The organism is Amycolatopsis sp. NPDC051061 (genome assembly GCF_040682935.1).
Taxonomy (GTDB): Bacteria; Actinomycetota; Actinomycetes; order Mycobacteriales; family Pseudonocardiaceae; genus Amycolatopsis.
Genome location: NZ_JBFBBZ010000007.1, coordinates 225,355 through 243,211, shown reverse-complemented (window position 1 = coordinate 243,211; position 17,857 = coordinate 225,355). Strand labels below are relative to the sequence as shown.

The 17,857-nt window shown below is 72.2% G+C and carries 17 protein-coding genes; 12 read left to right on the top strand and 5 right to left on the bottom strand.

The genetic code is table 11. From position 1 onward, the window contains the following. Positions 1-54: 54 nt before the first annotated feature. From hutH to AB0N03_RS12370, 6 genes are all read left to right on the top strand, one after another. Positions 55-1,581, top strand: coding sequence for a histidine ammonia-lyase (hutH, locus tag AB0N03_RS12395; RefSeq protein WP_364369517.1), 1,527 nt, complete (start codon positions 55-57; stop codon positions 1,579-1,581). After that, entirely contained in the window at positions 1,581-3,233 is a 1,653-nt protein-coding gene (gene hutU / locus AB0N03_RS12390; RefSeq protein ID WP_364369514.1) for a urocanate hydratase, read from the top strand. Before hutH ends, hutU begins: the two co-directional genes overlap by 1 nt. Beyond that, positions 3,230-4,426 (top strand): allantoate amidohydrolase, encoded by a 1,197-nt coding sequence (locus AB0N03_RS12385; protein WP_364369511.1) that lies wholly within the window; start codon positions 3,230-3,232, stop codon positions 4,424-4,426. The genes hutU and AB0N03_RS12385 overlap by 4 nt, the downstream gene beginning before the upstream one ends. Continuing rightward, the gene (locus AB0N03_RS12380) at positions 4,423-5,706 is read left to right on the top strand and encodes a formimidoylglutamate deiminase (RefSeq protein ID WP_364369508.1); all 1,284 of its coding nucleotides are present in this window, start codon (positions 4,423-4,425) and stop codon (positions 5,704-5,706) included. Before AB0N03_RS12385 ends, AB0N03_RS12380 begins: the two co-directional genes overlap by 4 nt. Then, a complete protein-coding gene (gene hutI, locus AB0N03_RS12375) occupies positions 5,694-6,839 on the top strand; it encodes an imidazolonepropionase (protein ID WP_364369505.1) in 1,146 nt (381 codons plus the stop codon). The genes AB0N03_RS12380 and hutI overlap by 13 nt, the downstream gene beginning before the upstream one ends. A gap of 121 nt (positions 6,840-6,960) precedes the next feature. Then, positions 6,961-8,118, top strand: coding sequence for an NAD(P)/FAD-dependent oxidoreductase (locus AB0N03_RS12370; RefSeq protein WP_364369503.1), 1,158 nt, complete (start codon positions 6,961-6,963; stop codon positions 8,116-8,118). Here AB0N03_RS12370 and AB0N03_RS12365 read toward each other — a convergent pair. Next, positions 8,102-8,968: a lipase gene (locus AB0N03_RS12365; RefSeq protein WP_364369500.1), complete on the bottom strand. Its 867-nt coding sequence runs from the start codon at positions 8,966-8,968 to the stop codon at positions 8,102-8,104. The genes AB0N03_RS12370 and AB0N03_RS12365 overlap by 17 nt on opposite strands. Before the next feature lie 38 nt (positions 8,969-9,006). Next, positions 9,007-10,467: a nitrilase-related carbon-nitrogen hydrolase gene (locus AB0N03_RS12360; RefSeq protein ID WP_364369498.1), complete on the bottom strand. Its 1,461-nt coding sequence runs from the start codon at positions 10,465-10,467 to the stop codon at positions 9,007-9,009. Between the two features lie 201 nt (positions 10,468-10,668). On the opposite strand from AB0N03_RS12360, the gene AB0N03_RS12355 reads away from it, so the two are divergent. Both AB0N03_RS12355 and AB0N03_RS12350 read left to right on the top strand, forming a co-directional pair. After that, positions 10,669-11,793, top strand: a complete 1,125-nt coding sequence (locus tag AB0N03_RS12355; protein WP_364369495.1) for an inorganic phosphate transporter — start codon at positions 10,669-10,671, stop codon at positions 11,791-11,793. Between the two features lie 8 nt (positions 11,794-11,801). After that, positions 11,802-12,023 (top strand): hypothetical protein, encoded by a 222-nt coding sequence (locus AB0N03_RS12350; RefSeq protein ID WP_364369492.1) that lies wholly within the window; start codon positions 11,802-11,804, stop codon positions 12,021-12,023. Here AB0N03_RS12350 and AB0N03_RS12345 read toward each other — a convergent pair. Further along, positions 12,005-12,748, bottom strand: a complete 744-nt coding sequence (locus tag AB0N03_RS12345; protein WP_364369489.1) for a hypothetical protein — start codon at positions 12,746-12,748, stop codon at positions 12,005-12,007. The genes AB0N03_RS12350 and AB0N03_RS12345 overlap by 19 nt on opposite strands. Then, complete coding sequence (locus tag AB0N03_RS12340) at positions 12,745-12,954, bottom strand: hypothetical protein (RefSeq protein ID WP_364369486.1); 210 nt, start codon at positions 12,952-12,954, stop codon at positions 12,745-12,747. The genes AB0N03_RS12345 and AB0N03_RS12340 overlap by 4 nt, the downstream gene beginning before the upstream one ends. Positions 12,955-12,980: 26 nt before the next feature. Here AB0N03_RS12340 and AB0N03_RS12335 point away from each other — a divergent pair, with 26 nt between their 5' ends. Genes AB0N03_RS12335 through AB0N03_RS12325 form a run of 3 tightly spaced genes read left to right on the top strand, consistent with a single transcriptional unit; the run spans position 12,981 to position 15,980 of the window. Next, positions 12,981-13,688, top strand: a complete 708-nt coding sequence (locus AB0N03_RS12335) for a dienelactone hydrolase family protein (RefSeq protein ID WP_364369483.1) — start codon at positions 12,981-12,983, stop codon at positions 13,686-13,688. A gap of 46 nt (positions 13,689-13,734) precedes the next feature. Continuing rightward, positions 13,735-15,309: a histidine kinase gene (locus AB0N03_RS12330; protein WP_364369480.1), complete on the top strand. Its 1,575-nt coding sequence runs from the start codon at positions 13,735-13,737 to the stop codon at positions 15,307-15,309. Then, entirely contained in the window at positions 15,306-15,980 is a 675-nt protein-coding gene (locus tag AB0N03_RS12325) for a response regulator transcription factor (protein ID WP_364369477.1), read from the top strand. Before AB0N03_RS12330 ends, AB0N03_RS12325 begins: the two co-directional genes overlap by 4 nt. Here AB0N03_RS12325 and AB0N03_RS12320 read toward each other — a convergent pair. After that, the gene (locus AB0N03_RS12320; RefSeq protein WP_364369474.1) at positions 15,925-17,070 is read right to left on the bottom strand and encodes an FAD-dependent monooxygenase; all 1,146 of its coding nucleotides are present in this window, start codon (positions 17,068-17,070) and stop codon (positions 15,925-15,927) included. The genes AB0N03_RS12325 and AB0N03_RS12320 overlap by 56 nt on opposite strands. A 50-nt stretch (positions 17,071-17,120) precedes the next feature. On the opposite strand from AB0N03_RS12320, the gene AB0N03_RS12315 reads away from it, so the two are divergent. After that, positions 17,121-17,660: a TetR/AcrR family transcriptional regulator gene (locus tag AB0N03_RS12315; protein ID WP_364369471.1), complete on the top strand. Its 540-nt coding sequence runs from the start codon at positions 17,121-17,123 to the stop codon at positions 17,658-17,660. The last annotated feature ends 197 nt before the right edge of the window (positions 17,661-17,857 follow it).

Genomic DNA, 17,857 nt, shown 5'->3' with positions numbered 1-17,857 from the left:
ACAACCACTCGTTGAGGCAGCCCACCAGCGGGAAGGACGATGTCCAATGAGCCCATGCCGGAAAAAGTGCTCCTGGGCCCCGAACCGCTGACCGCCGCCCAGGTCGTCGACGTCGTCCGCGGCCACGCGCCGGTCGGGCTCACGGACGCGGCCGAGAAGAACCTCGCCGCGACCCGCCAGCACATCGAGAACCTGGCCAACGCCGTGACGCCGACCTACGGCGTCTCGACCGGCTTCGGCGCGCTGGCCACCCGGCACATCCCGGTGGAGAGCCGGACCGCGCTGCAGCGCAGCTTCGTCCGCTCGCACGCCGCCGGCGCCGGGCCCGCGGTGGAGACCGAGGTCGTCCGCGCGCTCATGCTGCTGCGGTTGCGCACGCTCGCCAGCGGCTACACCGGCATCAACCCGGGCACCGCGCAAACGCTTGCGACCCTGCTCAACGCCGGTATCACCCCGATCGTCCACGAGTACGGCTCGCTCGGCTGCTCCGGCGACCTCGCGCCGCTGGCCGCCGTCGCGCTCGCGCTCATGGGCGAGGGCGAAGTCGAGTATCGCGGTGAAGTCGTTCCCGCCGGCGAAGCGCTGAAGCACGCCGGTGTCGAGCCGGTCGTCCTCGCCGAAAAGGAAGGCCTCGCGCTCACCAACGGGACCGACGGCATGCTCGGGATGCTCCTGCTTGCCGCCGCTGACCTGCACCGGCTCTTCGACGTCGCCGACCTCACCGCCGCGATGAGCGTCGAGGCACTGCTCGGCACCGATCGCGTGTTCGCCGCCGACCTGCAGGCCCTGCGCCCGCACCCCGGCCAGGCGCTGAGCGCGGCCCGGATGTTCCAGGCGTTGCAGGGCTCGAAGATCGTCGAGAGCCACCGCGGGCCGGACTGCAACCGCGTCCAGGACGCCTACTCGCTGCGCTGCGCCCCGCAGGTCCACGGCGCCGCGCGCGACACCCTCGCGCACGCCGAACTCGTCGGCGACCGTGAGCTGAGGTCCGCCGTGGACAATCCCGTCGTCCTCGCCGACGGCCGCGTCGAGTCCAACGGCAACTTCCACGGCGCGCCCGTCGCGTACGTGCTGGACTTCCTGGCCATCCCGGTCGCCGACGTCGCGAGCATCGCCGAGCGCCGCACCGACCGGATGCTCGACAAGGCCCGCTCGCACGGCCTGCCGCCGTTCCTCGCGCACGACCCTGGTGTCGACTCCGGGCACATGATCGCGCAGTACACGCAGGCCGCGATCGTCAGCGAGCTGAAGCGGCTCGCCGTGCCGGCGTCCGTCGACTCCATCCCGAGCAGCGCGATGCAGGAGGACCACGTCTCCATGGGCTGGTCGGCCGCGCGGAAGCTGCGCAAGGCCGTCGACGGCCTGACCACCGTGCTGGCCATCGAACTGCTGACGGCGGCCCGCGCGCTCGACTTCCGGGCGCCGCTCAAGCCGTCGCCGGTCACCGGCGCGGTCCGCGACCTGCTCCGCACGAAGGTCGAGGGCCCTGGCCCCGATCGGCACCTGGCGCCCGAGATCGCGGCCGCCGAAGAACTCGTCCGCTCCGGCGCCGTCCTCGACGCCGCCCGTCTGGAGGTCTGATGTCCCGCGTCGTCCGTGCCGCCCGCGGCACCCAGCTCACCGCCAAGTCGTGGCAGACCGAAGCCGCGCTGCGGATGTTCCACAACAACCTCGACCCCGACGTCGCCGAGCGGCCCGAGGACCTGGTCGTCTACGGCGGCACCGGCAAGGCCGCCCGCAACTGGGCCAGCTTCGACGCGATCACCCGCGAACTGACCACTTTGGACATCGACGAGACGCTGCTCGTCCAGTCCGGCAAGCCGGTCGGCGTGTTCCGCACGCACGAGTGGGCGCCGCGCGTGCTCATCGCCAACTCGAACCTGGTCGGCGACTGGGCGACCTGGCCGGAGTTCCGCCGCCTAGAGCAGCAGGGCCTCACGATGTACGGCCAGATGACCGCGGGTTCGTGGATCTACATCGGGACGCAGGGCATCCTGCAGGGCACCTACGAGACGTTCGCCGCGGTTGCCAAGAAAAAGTTCGGCGGGTCGCTGCGAGGCACCCTGACCGTGACCGCCGGCCTCGGCGGCATGGGCGGCGCCCAGCCCCTCGCCGTCACCATGAACGACGGCGTCGCGCTGGTCATCGAGTGCGACCCGCAGCGCGCGCACCGCCGCGTCGAGACGCGCTACCTCGACGAGGTCGCCGACAGCCTGGACGACGCGATCGCCCGCGTCACGAAGGCGAAGCAGGAGAAGCGGCCGCTGTCGGTCGCCGTCGTCGGCAACGCCGCCGAGGTGCTGCCGGAGCTGCTGCGCCGCGATGTCGAGGTCGACATCGTCACCGACCAGACGTCCGCGCACGACCCGCTGTCGTACCTGCCCAAGGGCGTCAGCGTCGACGACTGGCACGACTACGCGGCCAAGAAGCCCGACGAGTTCACCGACCGCTCGCGCGAGTCGATGGCCGACCACGTCGACGCCATGCTCGGCTTCCTCGACAAGGGCGCCGAGGTCTTCGACTACGGAAACTCCCTGCGCGGCGAGGCCAAGCTGGGCGGCTGCGAGCGCGCGTTCGACTTCCCCGGTTTCGTGCCGGCCTACATCCGCCCGCTGTTCTGCGAGGGCAACGGCCCGTTCCGCTGGGTCGCGCTGTCGGGCGACCCCGAGGACATCGCCGCGACCGACCGCGCGATGCTGGACCTGTTCCCCGAGAACAAATCCCTCGCCCGGTGGATCAAGCTGGCCGGCGAGCGCGTCGCGTTCCAGGGACTGCCGGCTCGCATCTGCTGGCTCGGCTACGGCGAGCGGCACCTGGCCGGCCTGCGGTTCAACGAGATGGTCGCGAGCGGCGAGCTGAAGGCGCCGGTCGTCATCGGGCGCGACCACCTCGACTCCGGCAGCGTCGCCTCGCCGTACCGCGAGACCGAGGGCATGGCCGACGGCTCCGACGCGATCGCCGACTGGCCGCTGCTCAACGCGCTGGTCAACACCTCCTCGGGCGCCAGCTGGGTCTCGATCCACCACGGCGGCGGCGTCGGCATGGGCCGCTCCATCCACGCGGGCCAGGTCAGCGTCGCCGACGGGACGCCGCTGGCCGCGCAGAAGCTGGAGCGGGTGCTCACCAACGACCCGGGCATGGGCGTCATCCGGCACGTCGACGCCGGTTACGATCGCGCGGCCGAGGTCGCCGACGAACGGGGTGTGCGGGTGCCGATGCGGGACGACGTGTGAAAGCCTCCGGGCTGCTGGAAGAAATCGACGACGTCGGGCGCGACCCGAAGCGCGGCGGCTACTCCCGCCACGCCTTCGACTCACCCGAGCACGACCTGCGTGAGTGGTTCGTCGAGCGGGCGCTGGGGCTCGAGCTGGACGTCGAGACCGACCGCAACGGCAACATCTGGGCCTGGTGGGGGCCGCCGGGGCGCAACGCCGTCGTCACCGGCAGCCACCTCGACTCGGTGCCCGGCGGCGGCGCGTTCGACGGCCCGCTCGGTGTGGTGAGCGCACTGGCCGCCGTGGAAGCATTGCAAGGCAAGGGATTTCGGCCGCGCAAGCCGCTCGCCGTCGTGGTGTTCGCCGAGGAGGAGGGCGGCCGGTTCGGTGTCCCGTGCCTCGGCTCGCGGCTGCTCACCGGCACGATCGACGCCGACAAGGCGCGCGGCCTGCGGGACGCCGACGGCGTCACGTTCGCCGAGGCCGCCGAGAAAGCCGGCATCGACCCGACGCGGATCGGGCCGGACCACGAGCGGCTCGACCGGATCGGGCAGTTCCTCGAACTGCACGTCGAGCAGGGGCGCGGGCTCATCGACGTCGGCTTGCCGGTGGCCGTCGGCAGCACCGTGATCGCGCACGGCCGCTGGCGGTTCTCCTTCACCGGCCAGGGAAACCACGCCGGCGCGACGCTCATCGCGGACCGCGCCGACCCGATGCTGCCCGCCGCGGCGACGGTCACGGCCGTCCGGCGGCTGGCCGCGAACGTGCCGGACGCGCGCGCGACCGTCGGCCGGCTCGTGCCGACCCCGGGCGGAACCAACGTCATTGCGTCCACAGTGGACCTTTGGCTCGACGCGCGGGTGCCCGGCCAGGGCACGCCGGGGCTGGTCGCCGAGATCAGCCGCGCGGCCTCGGACGCGGCGAAGGAGGAGGGCTGCCGGGTCGAGATCACCCGCGAGTCCTACTCCGGCGACGTCGTGTTCGACGACGCCCTGCGCCGCGACCTGGGCGGCTGGCTCGGCGGAGTGCCGGAGCTGCCGACCGGTGCCGGGCACGACGCCGCGATCCTCGCCGGGTTCGTCCCGGCGGGGATGCTCTACGTGCGGAACCCGACCGGCATCAGCCACTCGCCGGAGGAGTTCGCCGAAGCCGCGGACGTCGAGGCGGGGGCTCAGGCGCTCGCGACGGCACTGGAAGAACTGTCGCGATGACTTATTGGTGCGAACGGGCCTGGCTGCCCGGCGGCGTCGCTTCCGGGGTGCGGATCGACGTCGCGGACGGCCGGATCACCGGCGTGACCGCCGGGGCGCCGCGCGCGGGTCTCGTGCTCGACGGGCTGACGCTGCCTGGCTTCGCGAACGGGCACTCGCACGCCTTTCACCGGGCCCTGCGCGGTCGCACGCACCACGAGCGCGGCACGTTCTGGACGTGGCGCGAGCGGATGTACTCGCTGGCCGCGCGGCTGGACCCCGACACGTACTACCGGCTGGCACGCGGGGTCTACGCCGAGATGGTCCTCGGCGGCTACACGAGCGTCGGGGAGTTCCACTACCTGCACCACGGGCCCGGCGGGCAGCCGTACGCCGATCCGAACGCGATGGGGGAGGCGCTGCGCCGGGCCGCGGCGGACGCCGGGATCCGGCTGACGCTCCTGGACACGTGTTATCTCGCGGGCGGAATCGGCGTCGAGCCGGACGAGGTCCAGCGCCGGTTCTCCGACGGTTCGGCTTCGGCGTGGGCTCAGCGCGTCGGCGACCTGAAGGAAGACGACCTGTTCCGGGTCGGCGCCGCGATCCATTCCGTACGCGCGGTCCCGGCTGATCAATTGTCGCTTGTGGATAGTGCGCGCGTCGTGCACATCCACCTTTCCGAGCAGCGGGCCGAGAACGAGCAGTGCCGGAGCGCGTACGGCCGCACGCCGGCCGAGCTGCTGGACGAACGCGGGGTGCTCACCGACCGGCTCGTCGCCGTGCACGCGACCCACCTGACGGCGGCGGACATCAACCGGCTGAGCGGGGCGCGGGCGTGCTTCTGCCCGACCACCGAACGCGATCTCGGCGACGGAATCGGCCCGGCCCGCGCGCTGCGGGACGCGGGCGTGCGGCTCGGCATCGGCAGTGACAGCAACGCCGTCGTTGACGCCTTCGAGGAAACCCGCGCCTTGGAACTGGACGACCGGCTGGCCAGCGAGGAACGCGGCCGCTTCAGCGCCGAAGAACTCCTCGAAGCGGGCACCGACCACGCCGCCGTCGGCTGGCCCGAGGTCGGTTCGCTCGCCGTGGGGCAGGGCGCGGACCTCGTCACGGTCGGTCTGGACTCGGTGCGGACGGCCGGGATCGAGCCGTCCGGGGTGCTGTTCGCGGCTTCGGGCGCCGACGTCCGGCACGTCGTCGTCGCGGGCCGCGAGGTTGTGCGAGACGGCGCGCACTTGCTGATCGACCGACCGGAAACCGCGCTGGCGAAGGAGATCGAGGCACTGTGGCAGTCCTGATCACGGGCATCGGCGAGCTCACCACGAACGACCCCGAGCTGGGCCGGCTCACCGACGCGGCTCTCGTCGTCGACGGCGCCGAAGTGGCGTGGGTGGGTGCTGCCGGGCAAGCGCCGGACGCCGACGAGCGCGTCGACGTCGGCGGCCGCGCGGTGCTGCCCGGCTGGGTCGACAGCCACACGCACCTCGTCTTCGCCGGCGACCGCACTGCCGAGTTCGAGGCGCGGATGGCCGGGAAACCCTATACGGCGGGCGGAATCGCGATCACGGTCGGCGCGACGCGGGAGGCGTCCGACGAGCAGCTGGCAGCGAACCTGCGCCGCCACGTCGACGAAGCGGCTCAGCAGGGGACGACCTGCCTGGAGACGAAGACGGGTTACGGGCTTACGGTCGCCGACGAGGCCCGCAGCGCCCGGATCGCCGGGGAGGTCGCCGACGAGGTCACGTTCCTCGGCGCTCACCTCGTGCCGCCGGGTGCCGACGCGGAGTCCTATGTGGACCTGGTGTGCGGCGAGATGCTCGATGCCGTCGCGGGGAGCGTGCGCTGGGCGGACGTCTTCTGCGAGACCGGGGCGTTCGACGAGGCGCAGTCGTCGCGGGTCCTGAAGGCCGCCGCCGAGCGCGGGCTCGGCCTGCGCGTGCACGGCAACCAGCTCGGTGAGGGCCCGGGCGTGCGGCTGGCGGTGGAACTCGGCGCGGCGAGCGTCGACCACTGCACCTACTTGAGCGACGCCGACGTCGAGGCCTTGGCCGCGTCGGAGACCGTGGCGACTTTGCTGCCCGCGTGCGACTTGTCGACCCGGCAGGCGTTGGCCCCGGCCCGGCGGCTGCTCGACGCGGGCGCGACCGTGGCGCTGGCCAGCAACGCGAACCCGGGCAGCTCGTACACGACGTCGATGGCGTTCTGCGTCGCGACGGCGGTGCTGCAGATGCGCATGACGATCGAAGAAGCGGTCTGGGCCGCGACGGCGGGCGGCGCGAAGGCGTTGCGTCGTGACGACGTGGGCGTGGTGCGGCCCGGCGCGCGGGCGGACGTCCACGTCCTCGACGCGCCTTCGGTGACGCACTTGGCGTACCGGCCGGGAGTGCCGCTGACGAAAATGGTGTGGCGCGCCGGAGATCGCGTGCGCTAACGTCGGAGCCGAGGACGCGCGAAGACACTGTTTCTGATAGGACACAGTCCGGTATGGGTTAGTCCGGGCGGCAGCAGGCTTACCTGTGCGTCCCTTCCTCGGAAGCGACGAAGGGACAGCTGTGTCTGTGATCATCATCGGGGCCGGCCTGGGTGGCTTGAGCCTCGCGAACGGCCTGCGCCGAGCCGGAATTCCGTACCAGGTCTACGAACGCGACGAGTCGGCCGGCGCGCGCAAGCAGGGCTACCGGCTGCACATCAGCGGCGTCGGCGACTCGGCGCTGCGCGAGGTGCTGCGTCCCGAGCTGCACGAGCTCTTCCGCGCCACCGCGGGCCGGGCGCTGCCGCACACGAACGTCTACGACGAGCGGCTGCGGCTGCTCACGCGCCTGGAAGACGAGGGCACCCACCTCAACATCAACCGCTTCACCCTGCGGCAGATCCTGCTGTACGGCCAGGAAGTCACCTACGGCAAGCGATGCACGCACCACGCAACCGATGAAGACGGCGTGACAGCGCATTTCGCCGACGGGACCTCCGCGCGCGGCAGCCTGCTGGTGGGGGCGGACGGCATCAACTCCGCGGTGCGGCAGCGGCGCCTGCCGCACGCCGAGGTCGTCGACGCCGGGCTCGTGCACCTCTACGGCCGGATCCCGCTCACCCCGGACACCCGGGCGCTGTTCGAGCCGGAGATGTTCGCGGTGTTCTCGATGATGATCGGCCCGGACCGGACGATGGCCGGGTTCGCGCCGGTCGACTACCCCGAGCCGGTCGCCGACGCGTGCGCCCGGCTGGTGCCGGACCTGCGGCTGCGCGACGGCGAGCCGTACATGACCTGCTCGGTCGGGGCGCGTTGGGAGGTCGTCGGCCACGCCGAGGCGGACCTCGCCGCGATGACCCCCGGCGACCTGCAGAAGGTGGCCCTCGGGCTGGTCGACGGCTGGCACCCGCTGGCCAGGGCGATGGTCGAGCACTGGGACGTCCCGGCGACGTTCCCGCAGCCGATCCGCACGAGCGTGCCGATCGGGCCGTGGGAACCGTCGCGGGTGACGCTCGTCGGCGACGCGATCCACGCGATGAGCCCGGCCGGCGGCGCGGGCGCCAACACCGCGTTGCGTGATGGTGCGGCGCTGGCGTCCGCGCTGGCCGGGGCTCCGCTGCTCGAGGCCGTGGCGGCCTACGAGTCCGCGATGGTGGAGTACGGGTTCGCCGCGGTTCGGGAGTCCGCCGAAAACGGACGCCGGTACCTCGGGCAGAACCCGCTCACAGCGGAAGCGTGAACGGCGTGCACTTCGGCGTATAGGACGAGTCGAGCGCGTGCAGGATCAGCCCGGTGACGTTCGGGTCGACCGCCTGGCTCAGGTGACCCGAAGCATCGGACGAGCAGAAGTCCTGCAGCAGGATGTCCGTCGCGCCCGGCTCGTTCATGATCCCGCTCGTGTACGGCGTCACGACTTCGTCGTACTTGCTCACGATGTTCGTGTACGCCGGCCCGGCGACGTGCACGCCGCCGCGGGCGAGGTCGTCCAGGAAGGCCGATGGCGCCAGGTACTCCGTGCACGCGCCGCAGGCCGTCTTCAGGACCAGGCCCAGCCCGGGCACCGTGGTGAGCAGCGCCTTGGCCAGCGCGTCGAGGCCGCCGAGCGTCGTGCCGCGGTAGTTCGCGCCGAAGCCGACGAAGTGGGCGACCTTCGCCGCGCCGCCGCCGAACTTCAGGTAGTACGCGGGCATCGTGCTGCCCTCGGAGTGGCCGACGAGGTCGACCTTCGCCGCGCCGGTCGTGGACCGCACCCGGTCGACGAACCGGCCGAGCTGCGCGGCGCTGTCACGCATCGACGCGAGCCCGCCGACGCCGGGGCCGAGGAGGCCGGTGCCGTAGGTCAGCGAGAAGACGCAGTAGCCCTGGGCGGCGATCTTCGGCGCGTGGAAGAACCAGTTGACGGTGTCGTTCGCGCCGAGGCCGTGCACGAGCACGACCGGCGCCGGGTGGGCGGCCGTGGGGCGGCACCCCCAGTCGTTCCAGCCGCTGCTCGGTGCGGCCTCCGCGACCGCCGGCGCGACCGCGCCGAAGGTGAGCGCCGCGGCGAGCACGGCCAGGATTCGCTTGGCACCGCCGTTGGTGACCCGCATTCCGTTGCCTCCAGTTACCCGTCAGTACGTGACGCAGATCATGATCGGTCACATACCGCTGGAGGCGACCTGGGAAAACGCTCAGAGTTGCCCGGTGTTCGTTGTGACGGGTGACAACGACGGCTTACGGGCGCCGGCGACGATCCCGCCCACCGCGACCAGGCCGCAGAGCCACGCGAACCAGTCGCCGGAGCGCGCGTACGGGGTCTTGCCGGCCCGACGGGGACGTCGGCGACGACCACCGTGAACGGGCTGCCGCCGGTGTGCGCGTCGGCCAGGACGTGGCCACGGGAGTCCGCGAGCATCGACGTGCCGCGGGCGGCGCTCCACGCGACCGCGAAGCCGTTCTCGGCGCCGCGGATCAGCGCCGTGCGGCTGTGCTCCCAGCCGTCGACGTCCTCGTCGGAGGCCGGGATGAGCACCAGGCCGGTGCCGGCTTCGCCGTATTCGCCGCTGGGGTCGGCGAAGTTGACGTCCATGCACACCATGAGCCCGATCCCGGCGAGGTGCGCGAGCTCGGTGCCGGACGCGACGTTCTTCGAATCCCCGTTGTGCCACTTGCGGTATTCGACCGGAGCACCGGACGGCGGCACGGCGAGAGCGGCGTTGAACCGGCCGTCCGGGGTGGTGTCGAGGACACCGGTGACGACGTCGAGGTTCCGGGTGCGCGCGACGTCCGTGAAGGCCTCGACGAGCCGCGGGCGGCTGGTCTGGTCCACCGCGAAGGCGGCCTCGGGGAGCACGACGGCCTGGACGCCGTCCGGCAGCCGGCCGATTTGGTCCACATAGGACCGGACGAGCGCCTGGCCGTCCGGGGTGGCGACGTCGGCCGCCCAGCGGCTCTGCCCCGGCGCGACCAACGCGATCCGCGTCGACGGCCCGGTGGGCGTGGGAACGCTCCAGAAGACGAGGCCGCCCAGCGCGGCGGCGACGGCGACCAGGCCGGTCAGCCGGGCGAGGCCGCGGACCCCGGGAGCGAGCGCGGCGGCGACGGCGGCCGGGACGAACAGCACCAGGAACTCCACGCCCCAGCCGCCGGTGACCGCGGCGATCCGCAGCACGGACGGCCGGTCGGCCTGGGTCGTCATCAAGGTGCCCATCAGCCCGGTCGGGTTCAGCAGCGAGACGCCGTAGAGCACCACGGTCCACAACGCGGGTGCCGCGAGCGCGGCCAGGAAGGCGTGACCGCGCCGGACCAGCAGCCGGAACAGTCCGACGGCCAGCGCGAACAGCAGCGCGCTCCCGACGAGGATCCCGATCGCCGCGGGACGCGGGACCGCCAACGAGTGCCAGAAGTAGCTCCAGGTGCCGGCGCTGCCCGCGAGGTACGCGACGAACGCGCAGCCGAGCGCGGCCGCGCCGACGACGCGGGTGGCGAGCAGGAGGATCGGCAGTGGGGCGAGCCAAGCGAGTTCGGGCACCGGATCCAGGCCCGTGCCGAAGAAGAACAACACCGCCGACGCCGCCGTCGCGACGACCGCCCACCCGAGCTTGTTCATCGCTGCCCCTTTCGTCCGGCATCGACGGTCTCAGGTGGACCGGCCGAGGGCACTGGGCCGGACCACCGGTTTCGTGGTGGGGCTGTCCCCACCCCGGTTCATCGGAAGTTCAGGGAGCCGTCACGCGACAGGGATCGGAGCCCGTCCTGTTGATCAGTAGCGTTGCCAAGGAACCGCCTCCGGCATCGGAAGAGGGCCGCCATGGACTTCTCACTGATCGTGCTGGTGGTGATCGTCGCGGCACTGGCCTTCGACTTCACCAACGGCTTCCACGACACGGCCAACGCGATGGCCACCTCGATCGCCACCGGCGCCCTGAAACCGCGGGTCGCGGTCGCCGTGTCCGCCGTGCTGAACCTCGTCGGCGCGTTCCTCTCGGTGGAGGTCGCGAAGACGATCTCCGGCGGCATCGTCGACGACACGAAGGTGACGCCGGTGATCATCTTCGCCGGCCTGGTCGGGGCGATCGTGTGGAACCTGGTGACCTGGCTCATCGGGCTGCCGTCGAGCTCGTCGCACGCCCTCTTCGGCGGGCTGATCGGCGCCACCTGGATCGCCTCGGGCTCGGACGCCGTCCACTTCGGGAAGGTCGTCGAGAAGGTCCTGACCCCCGCGCTCGCCTCGCCGATCGTCGCCGGGATCGTCGCGACGCTGGGCACCTTCCTCGTCTACCGGATCACCGCCCGCGCCAAGGAAGGGACCGTGGGCCGGACCTTCAAGGCCGGCCAGATCGCGTCGGCTTCGCTGGTCTCGCTCGCGCACGGCACGAACGACGCGCAGAAGACCATGGGTGTCATCACGCTGACGCTGATCGCGTCGGGCTCGCTCGCGCCGGGCTCCAACCCGCCGATCTGGGTCATCCTCACCGCGGGCGCCGCGATCGCGCTCGGCACCTACCTCGGCGGCTGGCGGATCATCCAGACGATGGGCAAGAAGCTCACGGAAATCCAGACGCCGCAGGGCTTCGCGGCCGAAACCAGCGCCGCGGCCGTCATCCTCACCTCGGCGCACCTCGGGTTCGCGCTCTCGACCACGCACGTCTGCTCGGGCGGCATCATCGGGTCCGGCCTGGGCCGGCGGCTCGCCGAGGTCCGCTGGGGCGTCGCCGGGAAGATGGTCGTGGCCTGGGCGCTGACGCTGCCCGCCGCCGCGATCGTCGGCGCGGTCGCCGCCGAGGTCTCGACGCTAGGCACCTGGGGCACCGTCCTGATCGGCCTCGCCGGGGTCGTCGTCGCGGTCGGCATCTACCTCGCGTCGAAGCGGAACCCGGTCAGCGCCGGCTCCATCACCGAGTCCGAGCCGGCCGCGCAGCCGGCCAACGCCTGAGGAGCGCCGTGAACATCGATTGGGGTTCCCTCGGTCTCGTCTTCGTCGTCGCGCTCGCTTCGGTGGTCGTGCTGACGAGCCTGTTCTCGTTCGGGGTCGTCGGGCTTTCGCAGCGCGACTCGGCCCGCGAATCGGGTGCCTCGGGCACCGGTCCGCTGGCCGGGGCAGTCATCTGCTTCGTGCTGTGCGCGGCGATCGTCGGGTACGGGATCTACTTGATCGTCGCCTGAGCGCGTTCCCGGAGTCCGTCCGGGAGGCCGCCGAGCATCGGGACCAGCGTGCCCCGGCGCTCGGCACTCAGGTGGTTCAGCAGGTCGAGCGCCGGGGTCCACAGGTCTTCGTCGGCGCCGGCGGCGGTGAGCAGCCGCCCGAGCCGGTGGGCCGGCAGCAGGCCGACGACGTGGTCGATGCGCTTCTTGTCGTCGAGCACGAACGCGATCCGCAGCAGGCCGGGGTCGTCGATCTCCTCCAGGGCCCGCCGCACGGTCGGGTCGGGCAGGTGCCCGACGAACCGGCCGAGGGTGATCCAGTCCTGCTTGCGCGCCAGCTCGGCCGCCACCGCGAGAACCGTGTCCAGCGGGATGCGGGAGATGATCGCGCTCGCGCGCCGCGGGTCGAGCTCGGCCGCGACCTCGGCGAGGAACCGCGGGTGCAGCCGCTTGGCGACGTCGACGCCGCGCGCGACGTCGACCACCCCGGCGATCCGGGCGCACAGCAGCGGGCCGAACACCTTCTCGGCGATCTTGGCGAGCACCCCGCCGGGCAGCAGCCGCGCGGCCAGGGCCATCCGCTGCAGGACGGCGATGTTCGCGTCGAAGAGCGTGTCGGTGACCTGCGCGCGGAATGCCTGGAGCTCGTCGGCGTCGACGCGGGCGAGGTACCCGAGCCGCGCGGGCTCGACGTCGAGGACGCGCGCGAGCTTGAGGATCTCGGCTTCGGCCGCGTAGTCCGTCACAGCCCGACCGCCTTCCGGACCGCTCCGCGCAGCAACGCGGGGACGTACCGAAGGCCCTCTTCGCCCGCTTCGGCGAGCGCTTTCGCCTGCCGTCTGCGCGCGTCGCGCAGCGCCTCGGCGAGGTCCTGCCGTTCGTGCTCTTCGAGGGCCTCGATGCCTTCGGGGAGGTAGCCGCCCAACTGTTCGGCGAGTGTGCGCTCGGCCATGGTGGATCATCATGCATCATGCGGACATGAGCATCGAGACGTCCACGGTCCGTGTCGGCGACCTCTCCGCGTACCTGGCCCGCCCGGCCGGCGGCTCGGAGCGCGGGATGCTGCTCCTGCCGATGATCACCGGCATCGGCGAGCAGGTCCGGGCCTGGGCCGACGAGCTGGCCGGCCGCGGGATCACGGCGTTGACCTGGGACGTCTTCCACGGCGCGAGCACCGACAACACCTCCCGCGAGGACCTCGGCGAGAAGCTCGGCGAGCTGCGCGACGAGACCGCGTTGGCGGAGCAGACGGCATTGCTCGACCACCTGCTCGGCGACCTCGGCTGCACATCGGCCGGCGTCATGGGCTGGTGCCTCGGCGGCCGCTTCGCGCTCCTGCTCGCCGCCCGTGACCAGCGGCTTTCCGGTGTCGTCGCCTACCACCCGACGGTCCGCGAGCCGGCGCCGCCGAACCACGACCTCGACACAGTCGCTTTGTCGACAGAGATCACCGTGCCGGTGCTGGTCGCCTACCCCGAGGCCGACACCGTCGTCTCGCACGAGACGTTCGCGCGCCTGCAGACGGCGTTGCAGTCCCGGCCGCGCGGCGCGACGTTCACCCAGCACTTCCCGGGCGCCGAACACGGCTTCAGCGACTCTTCGCGGCACGGCACCACCGTCAACGCCGACGCGTATGCGCTGTCGTGGCCGCAGACCCTGGCTTTCTTGGACAGCCTGAAAGGTTGACTTTCGGCAGTGGTCGCCCGCCGTCACGGCTTGTAGCTTCGTTCCTGTGCGGGAGGTGACGAAGCGCAGGTGGCGCGTGGTGCTGGACGTGCTTCTCGGGCTGTTCCTGGCCTTCACCGTGGTCGCCGGGACACTCGACACGCCGTCGTACTGGGAGCTGGCGGGCGGCCTCGCCGTCGTCGCGGGCTCGGTGGCGACGGCCCGGCGCTACCCCGCCGTCTCGCTCGGCCTCGCCCTGGCCGGGGCGCTCGCCGTCCCGTTCCCCTACGGCGACCGCGTGCCGGTGTGGACGGTGTTCGTGCTGGTGGCGATGAGCTACCAGGCCGCGCTGCGGATGGCCCGGGTCCGGCCCGCGCTGCTGATGGGCGCGGCCGTCTCGCTGCTGGGCATCCCGCTGTCGCTGCTCGTGGCCCCGGACGGTCTCGGCGACTGGGGTTCGATGATGGCGATCCTGGTGTTCGCCGGGCTGTCGCCGTGGCTGCTCGGCCGGTACGTCCGGGTGCGCGGCGAGCTCGCCCGCACCGGGTGGCGGCGGGCCGAGGAGATGGAAAGCCGGCAGCGCCTGGTCGCCGACCAGGCGCGCCTGCGCGAACGCGCCCGGATCGCCAGCGACATGCACGATTCGCTGGGCCACGAGCTGAGCCTGATCGCGGTCCGCGCGGCCGCCCTGGAGGTCGCGGGCGGGCTCGACGACGTCCAGCGCGACGCGGCCGCTCAGCTGCGGACCAGCGCCGCGGCGGCCACCGAACGGCTGCGCGAGATCATCGGCGTGCTGCGCGAGGACGCCGCGCCGGTCGAGCCGGTGCAGGGCGACCTCGACGAGCTGATCTCGCGGGCCCGCGCGTCCGGGCTGCTCATCGACGCAGGCGTGGACAGTTCGCTGGCGCCGCCGATGGTCGCGCGCGCCGCCTACCGGGTGGTGCAGGAAGGCCTGACGAACGTGGCCAAGCACGCGCCGGGCGCGGCCGTGACGGTCCGCGTGACCAGCTCCGGCGCGGAGACCGAGGTGAGCGTCGTCAACGCGGCGCCGCCCGCCGGGCCGCTGCCGGGGGCCGCGTCCGGGCGGCTGGGGCTGATCGGCCTGCGGGAGCGCGTCCGGCTCGTCGGCGGGACGCTGCGGGCCGGGCCGCGTGCGGGCGGGTTCGCCGTCACCGCGACGCTGCCGCACGACGCCGCGCCGGTCGAAGAGAGCCCGGAGCGGCGGGAGGCGGCCGACGACGCCGTCGGGCAGTCGACGTCGGCCCAGGCGCTGGCGCTGGCCCGGCGGGACGTGCGGCGCACCCTGATCCACGCCGTGACCATCCCGCTCGCGTTGTTCGGCGTGCTCCTCGCGGTCAGCGGGATCGCGTTCCTCTACCAGTGGAACTCTTCCGAGCTGCCCGCCGCGGCGTACGACCGGATGCGGGTCGGGCAGCCGCGCGCCGACCTGGCGCCGCAGCTGCCGGAGCACCAGCGCGCCGCCCGCCCGACCCGGGGCGAGCCGCGCCCGGCGCCGGGCGCGGTGTGCGAGTACTACGGCACCGGACGATCGTGGCTCGACAACGACTACGCCGCCTATCGGCTGTGCTTCGCCGACGGGAAGCTCGTTTCGAAGAACTGGTTCAGCGAGGGGGAATCGTGATCAGGGTCGTGCTGGCCGACGACGAGGCGCTGATGCGGGCGGGGGTGGCGGCGATCCTCGGCGCGGACCCGGGGATCGAGGTCGTCGCCGAGGCGGCCGACGGGCGTTCCGCCGTGTCGCAGGCGCTCGCCACGCACCCCGACGTCGTGCTGCTGGACATCCGGATGCCCGGGCTGGACGGGCTGGGCGCGGCCGCGGAGATCCGGCGGCTGCTGCCGTCGGCCGGCGTCATCATGCTGACGACGTTCGGCGAGGACGAGTACATCGAGCGTGCGCTGGGGCTCGGCGCGGGTGGGTTCCTGCTGAAGTCGGGCGACCCGCGCGAGCTGCTGGCCGGCATCCACGCCGTCGCCGACGGGGCCGCGTTCCTCTCGCCGAAGGTGGCGCAGCGGGTGATCGCGCGGCTGTCGGGCGGCCGGCTTTCCCGGGCCGCGGCGGCGCGTTCGAAGGTCGAGTCGCTGACCCCGCGCGAGCGGGAAGTGCTGACGCTGGTGGGTTCCGGACTGTCCAATGCGGACATCGCGGCGAAGATGTTCGTCGTCGAGGGGACGGTGAAGGCGCACGTGAGCACGATCCTGACCCGGCTCGGGGCGAAGAACCGGGTGCAGGCGGCGATCACGGCGTACGAGGCGGGGCTGGTCGGGGGAGACGCGGCGGCCGCCACCCCGTGATGTCCTTGCCCACGCGGACGGTCACCTGTGCCGGGAGGGCTTTGAGCAGCGCGGTGCGGAGCTTGACCGCGGCCGGGTTGGCCAGCTGCGGGCCGAGCTTGCCCATCCGGACGGACTCGCGGGCCACTTTCTGGCTGCGGGGCCGTCGTTCTTCGTCGTAGGCCCGCAGTGCTTGCTCAGGGTCCTTTGTGGACAGCTCGTGGGCCAGTACGGTCGCGTCTTCGAGGGCCTGGCAGCCGCCCTGGCCGAGGAACGGCGGCATCGCGTGGGCGGCGTCGCCGAGCAGCGCGATCCGGCCGCGGACGTACGTCTCGAGCGGCGTTCCCAGGTAGTAGAGGTCGTGGTAGAGCACGGCTTCCGGCGGGGTGGCGTCGATGAGCGCCGGGATCGGGTCGTGCCAGTCTTTTACGTGCTGCCGCAGGTACTCCTTGGGGTCGTCCGGCCGGTTCCCGGGTTCGGTGAGGTAGGAGACCCACCAGTAGACGTCGTCGCCGGTCAGGGGGAGGACGCCGATCTCGGTGCCGCGGTCGAAGCTGGTGCTGAGCCGGGCGCCGGGGTATTTCGCGACGCCGCGGAACGCCGTGCTGCCGGAGTACACGGGTTCGGGGTGGTGCGGGAAGAGCGCGTGGCGGATCGGGCTGCGGATGCCGTCGGCGGCGACGACGAGGTCGGCCTGGAGCTCTCCGCCGGTGAAGCGGACTCGCCCGTCTTCGTGCACTTCGGTGACTTCGGCGCCGGTGTTCAGGCTCTCGGCCGGGACGGCGTTCCTCAGTGCGGCGATCAGGTCTTTTCGGTGGATGGCGCCGAGCGGGCGGCCGTGGATGCGTTCGAAGGCGGCGGAGTCGAAGCGGGTGACCCGCCGGCCGCGGCGATCCTGGAACCCGCCTTCGTGCTGGGCGGCAAGGTGTTCTCCCAGGTCCACGCCGAGTTCGTCGAGGCAGCGCAGGGCGTTCGGCCAGAGCGAGATCCCGGCGCCGACGTCGCCGAACTCGCCGGCTTGTTCGAGCACGGTGACGGTCCACCCGATCCGGTGCAGCCCCGCGGCGGCGCCCAGCCCGCCGATCCCGCCGCCGACCACTATCGCGTGCATGGCTCCTCCTCTACATCTGTAGAGGACTCTACACCTGTAGAGTGCCTTGGATGGACCGGCTTTCGGTGATCGGTGACGCGGCGATCGAGGTGATCGCGGCGGAGGGCATGCGCGGGCTGACGCACCGCGCGGTCGACCGATTCGCCGGGTTGCCCGTGGGCTCGACGTCGTACTACGCGCGCACCCGCGCGGCGCTGCTGTCGTTGACGTTCGCGCGGATCGTCGAGCTGGACCAGGCACCGGCGCCGTCGGGCGGACTGGCGGAGTCGATTGCGGGTTACGTGTCCGAGGCCCTGGGCGCGGGCCGGACAAGGATGCTGGCCCGCTACGAGTTCGCACTGGAGGCGACCCGGCGTCCCGAGCTGCGCGCGGAGTACGACTCGGGCGGAGCGTTGATCCGCCGGCTGGCCACGGAGGCCCTGGCGGCGGCGGGTTCGTCCGACCCATCCCGGCACGCGGCGCTGGTGGTCGACTGGATGGAGGGCACGATCTTCGGTGCCTTGGCGGGGGCTTCGGTCACGCCGTCGCGGGCGTCGCTGGTGATGAGCGCGCGGGAGATCCTCGCGGGCATCGGGGTCGACGCGGGATGATTTCTTAGGCTCGCTCTCGGCGCCAGAACAGCTCGCGTGTCGTGCTGATCATGTCGCCCGTCACGATCTGCTATCGGCTTTAACGCCTTGCTCCGGTGCGGCGACTTGGGGAGCATGCGAAGTCGAAACCGGCGCCCCAGAGGAAGATTCTTCGGCAAGCGTATGCGCGCCAAGTTGATCCGCTGGGCGATCGTGTT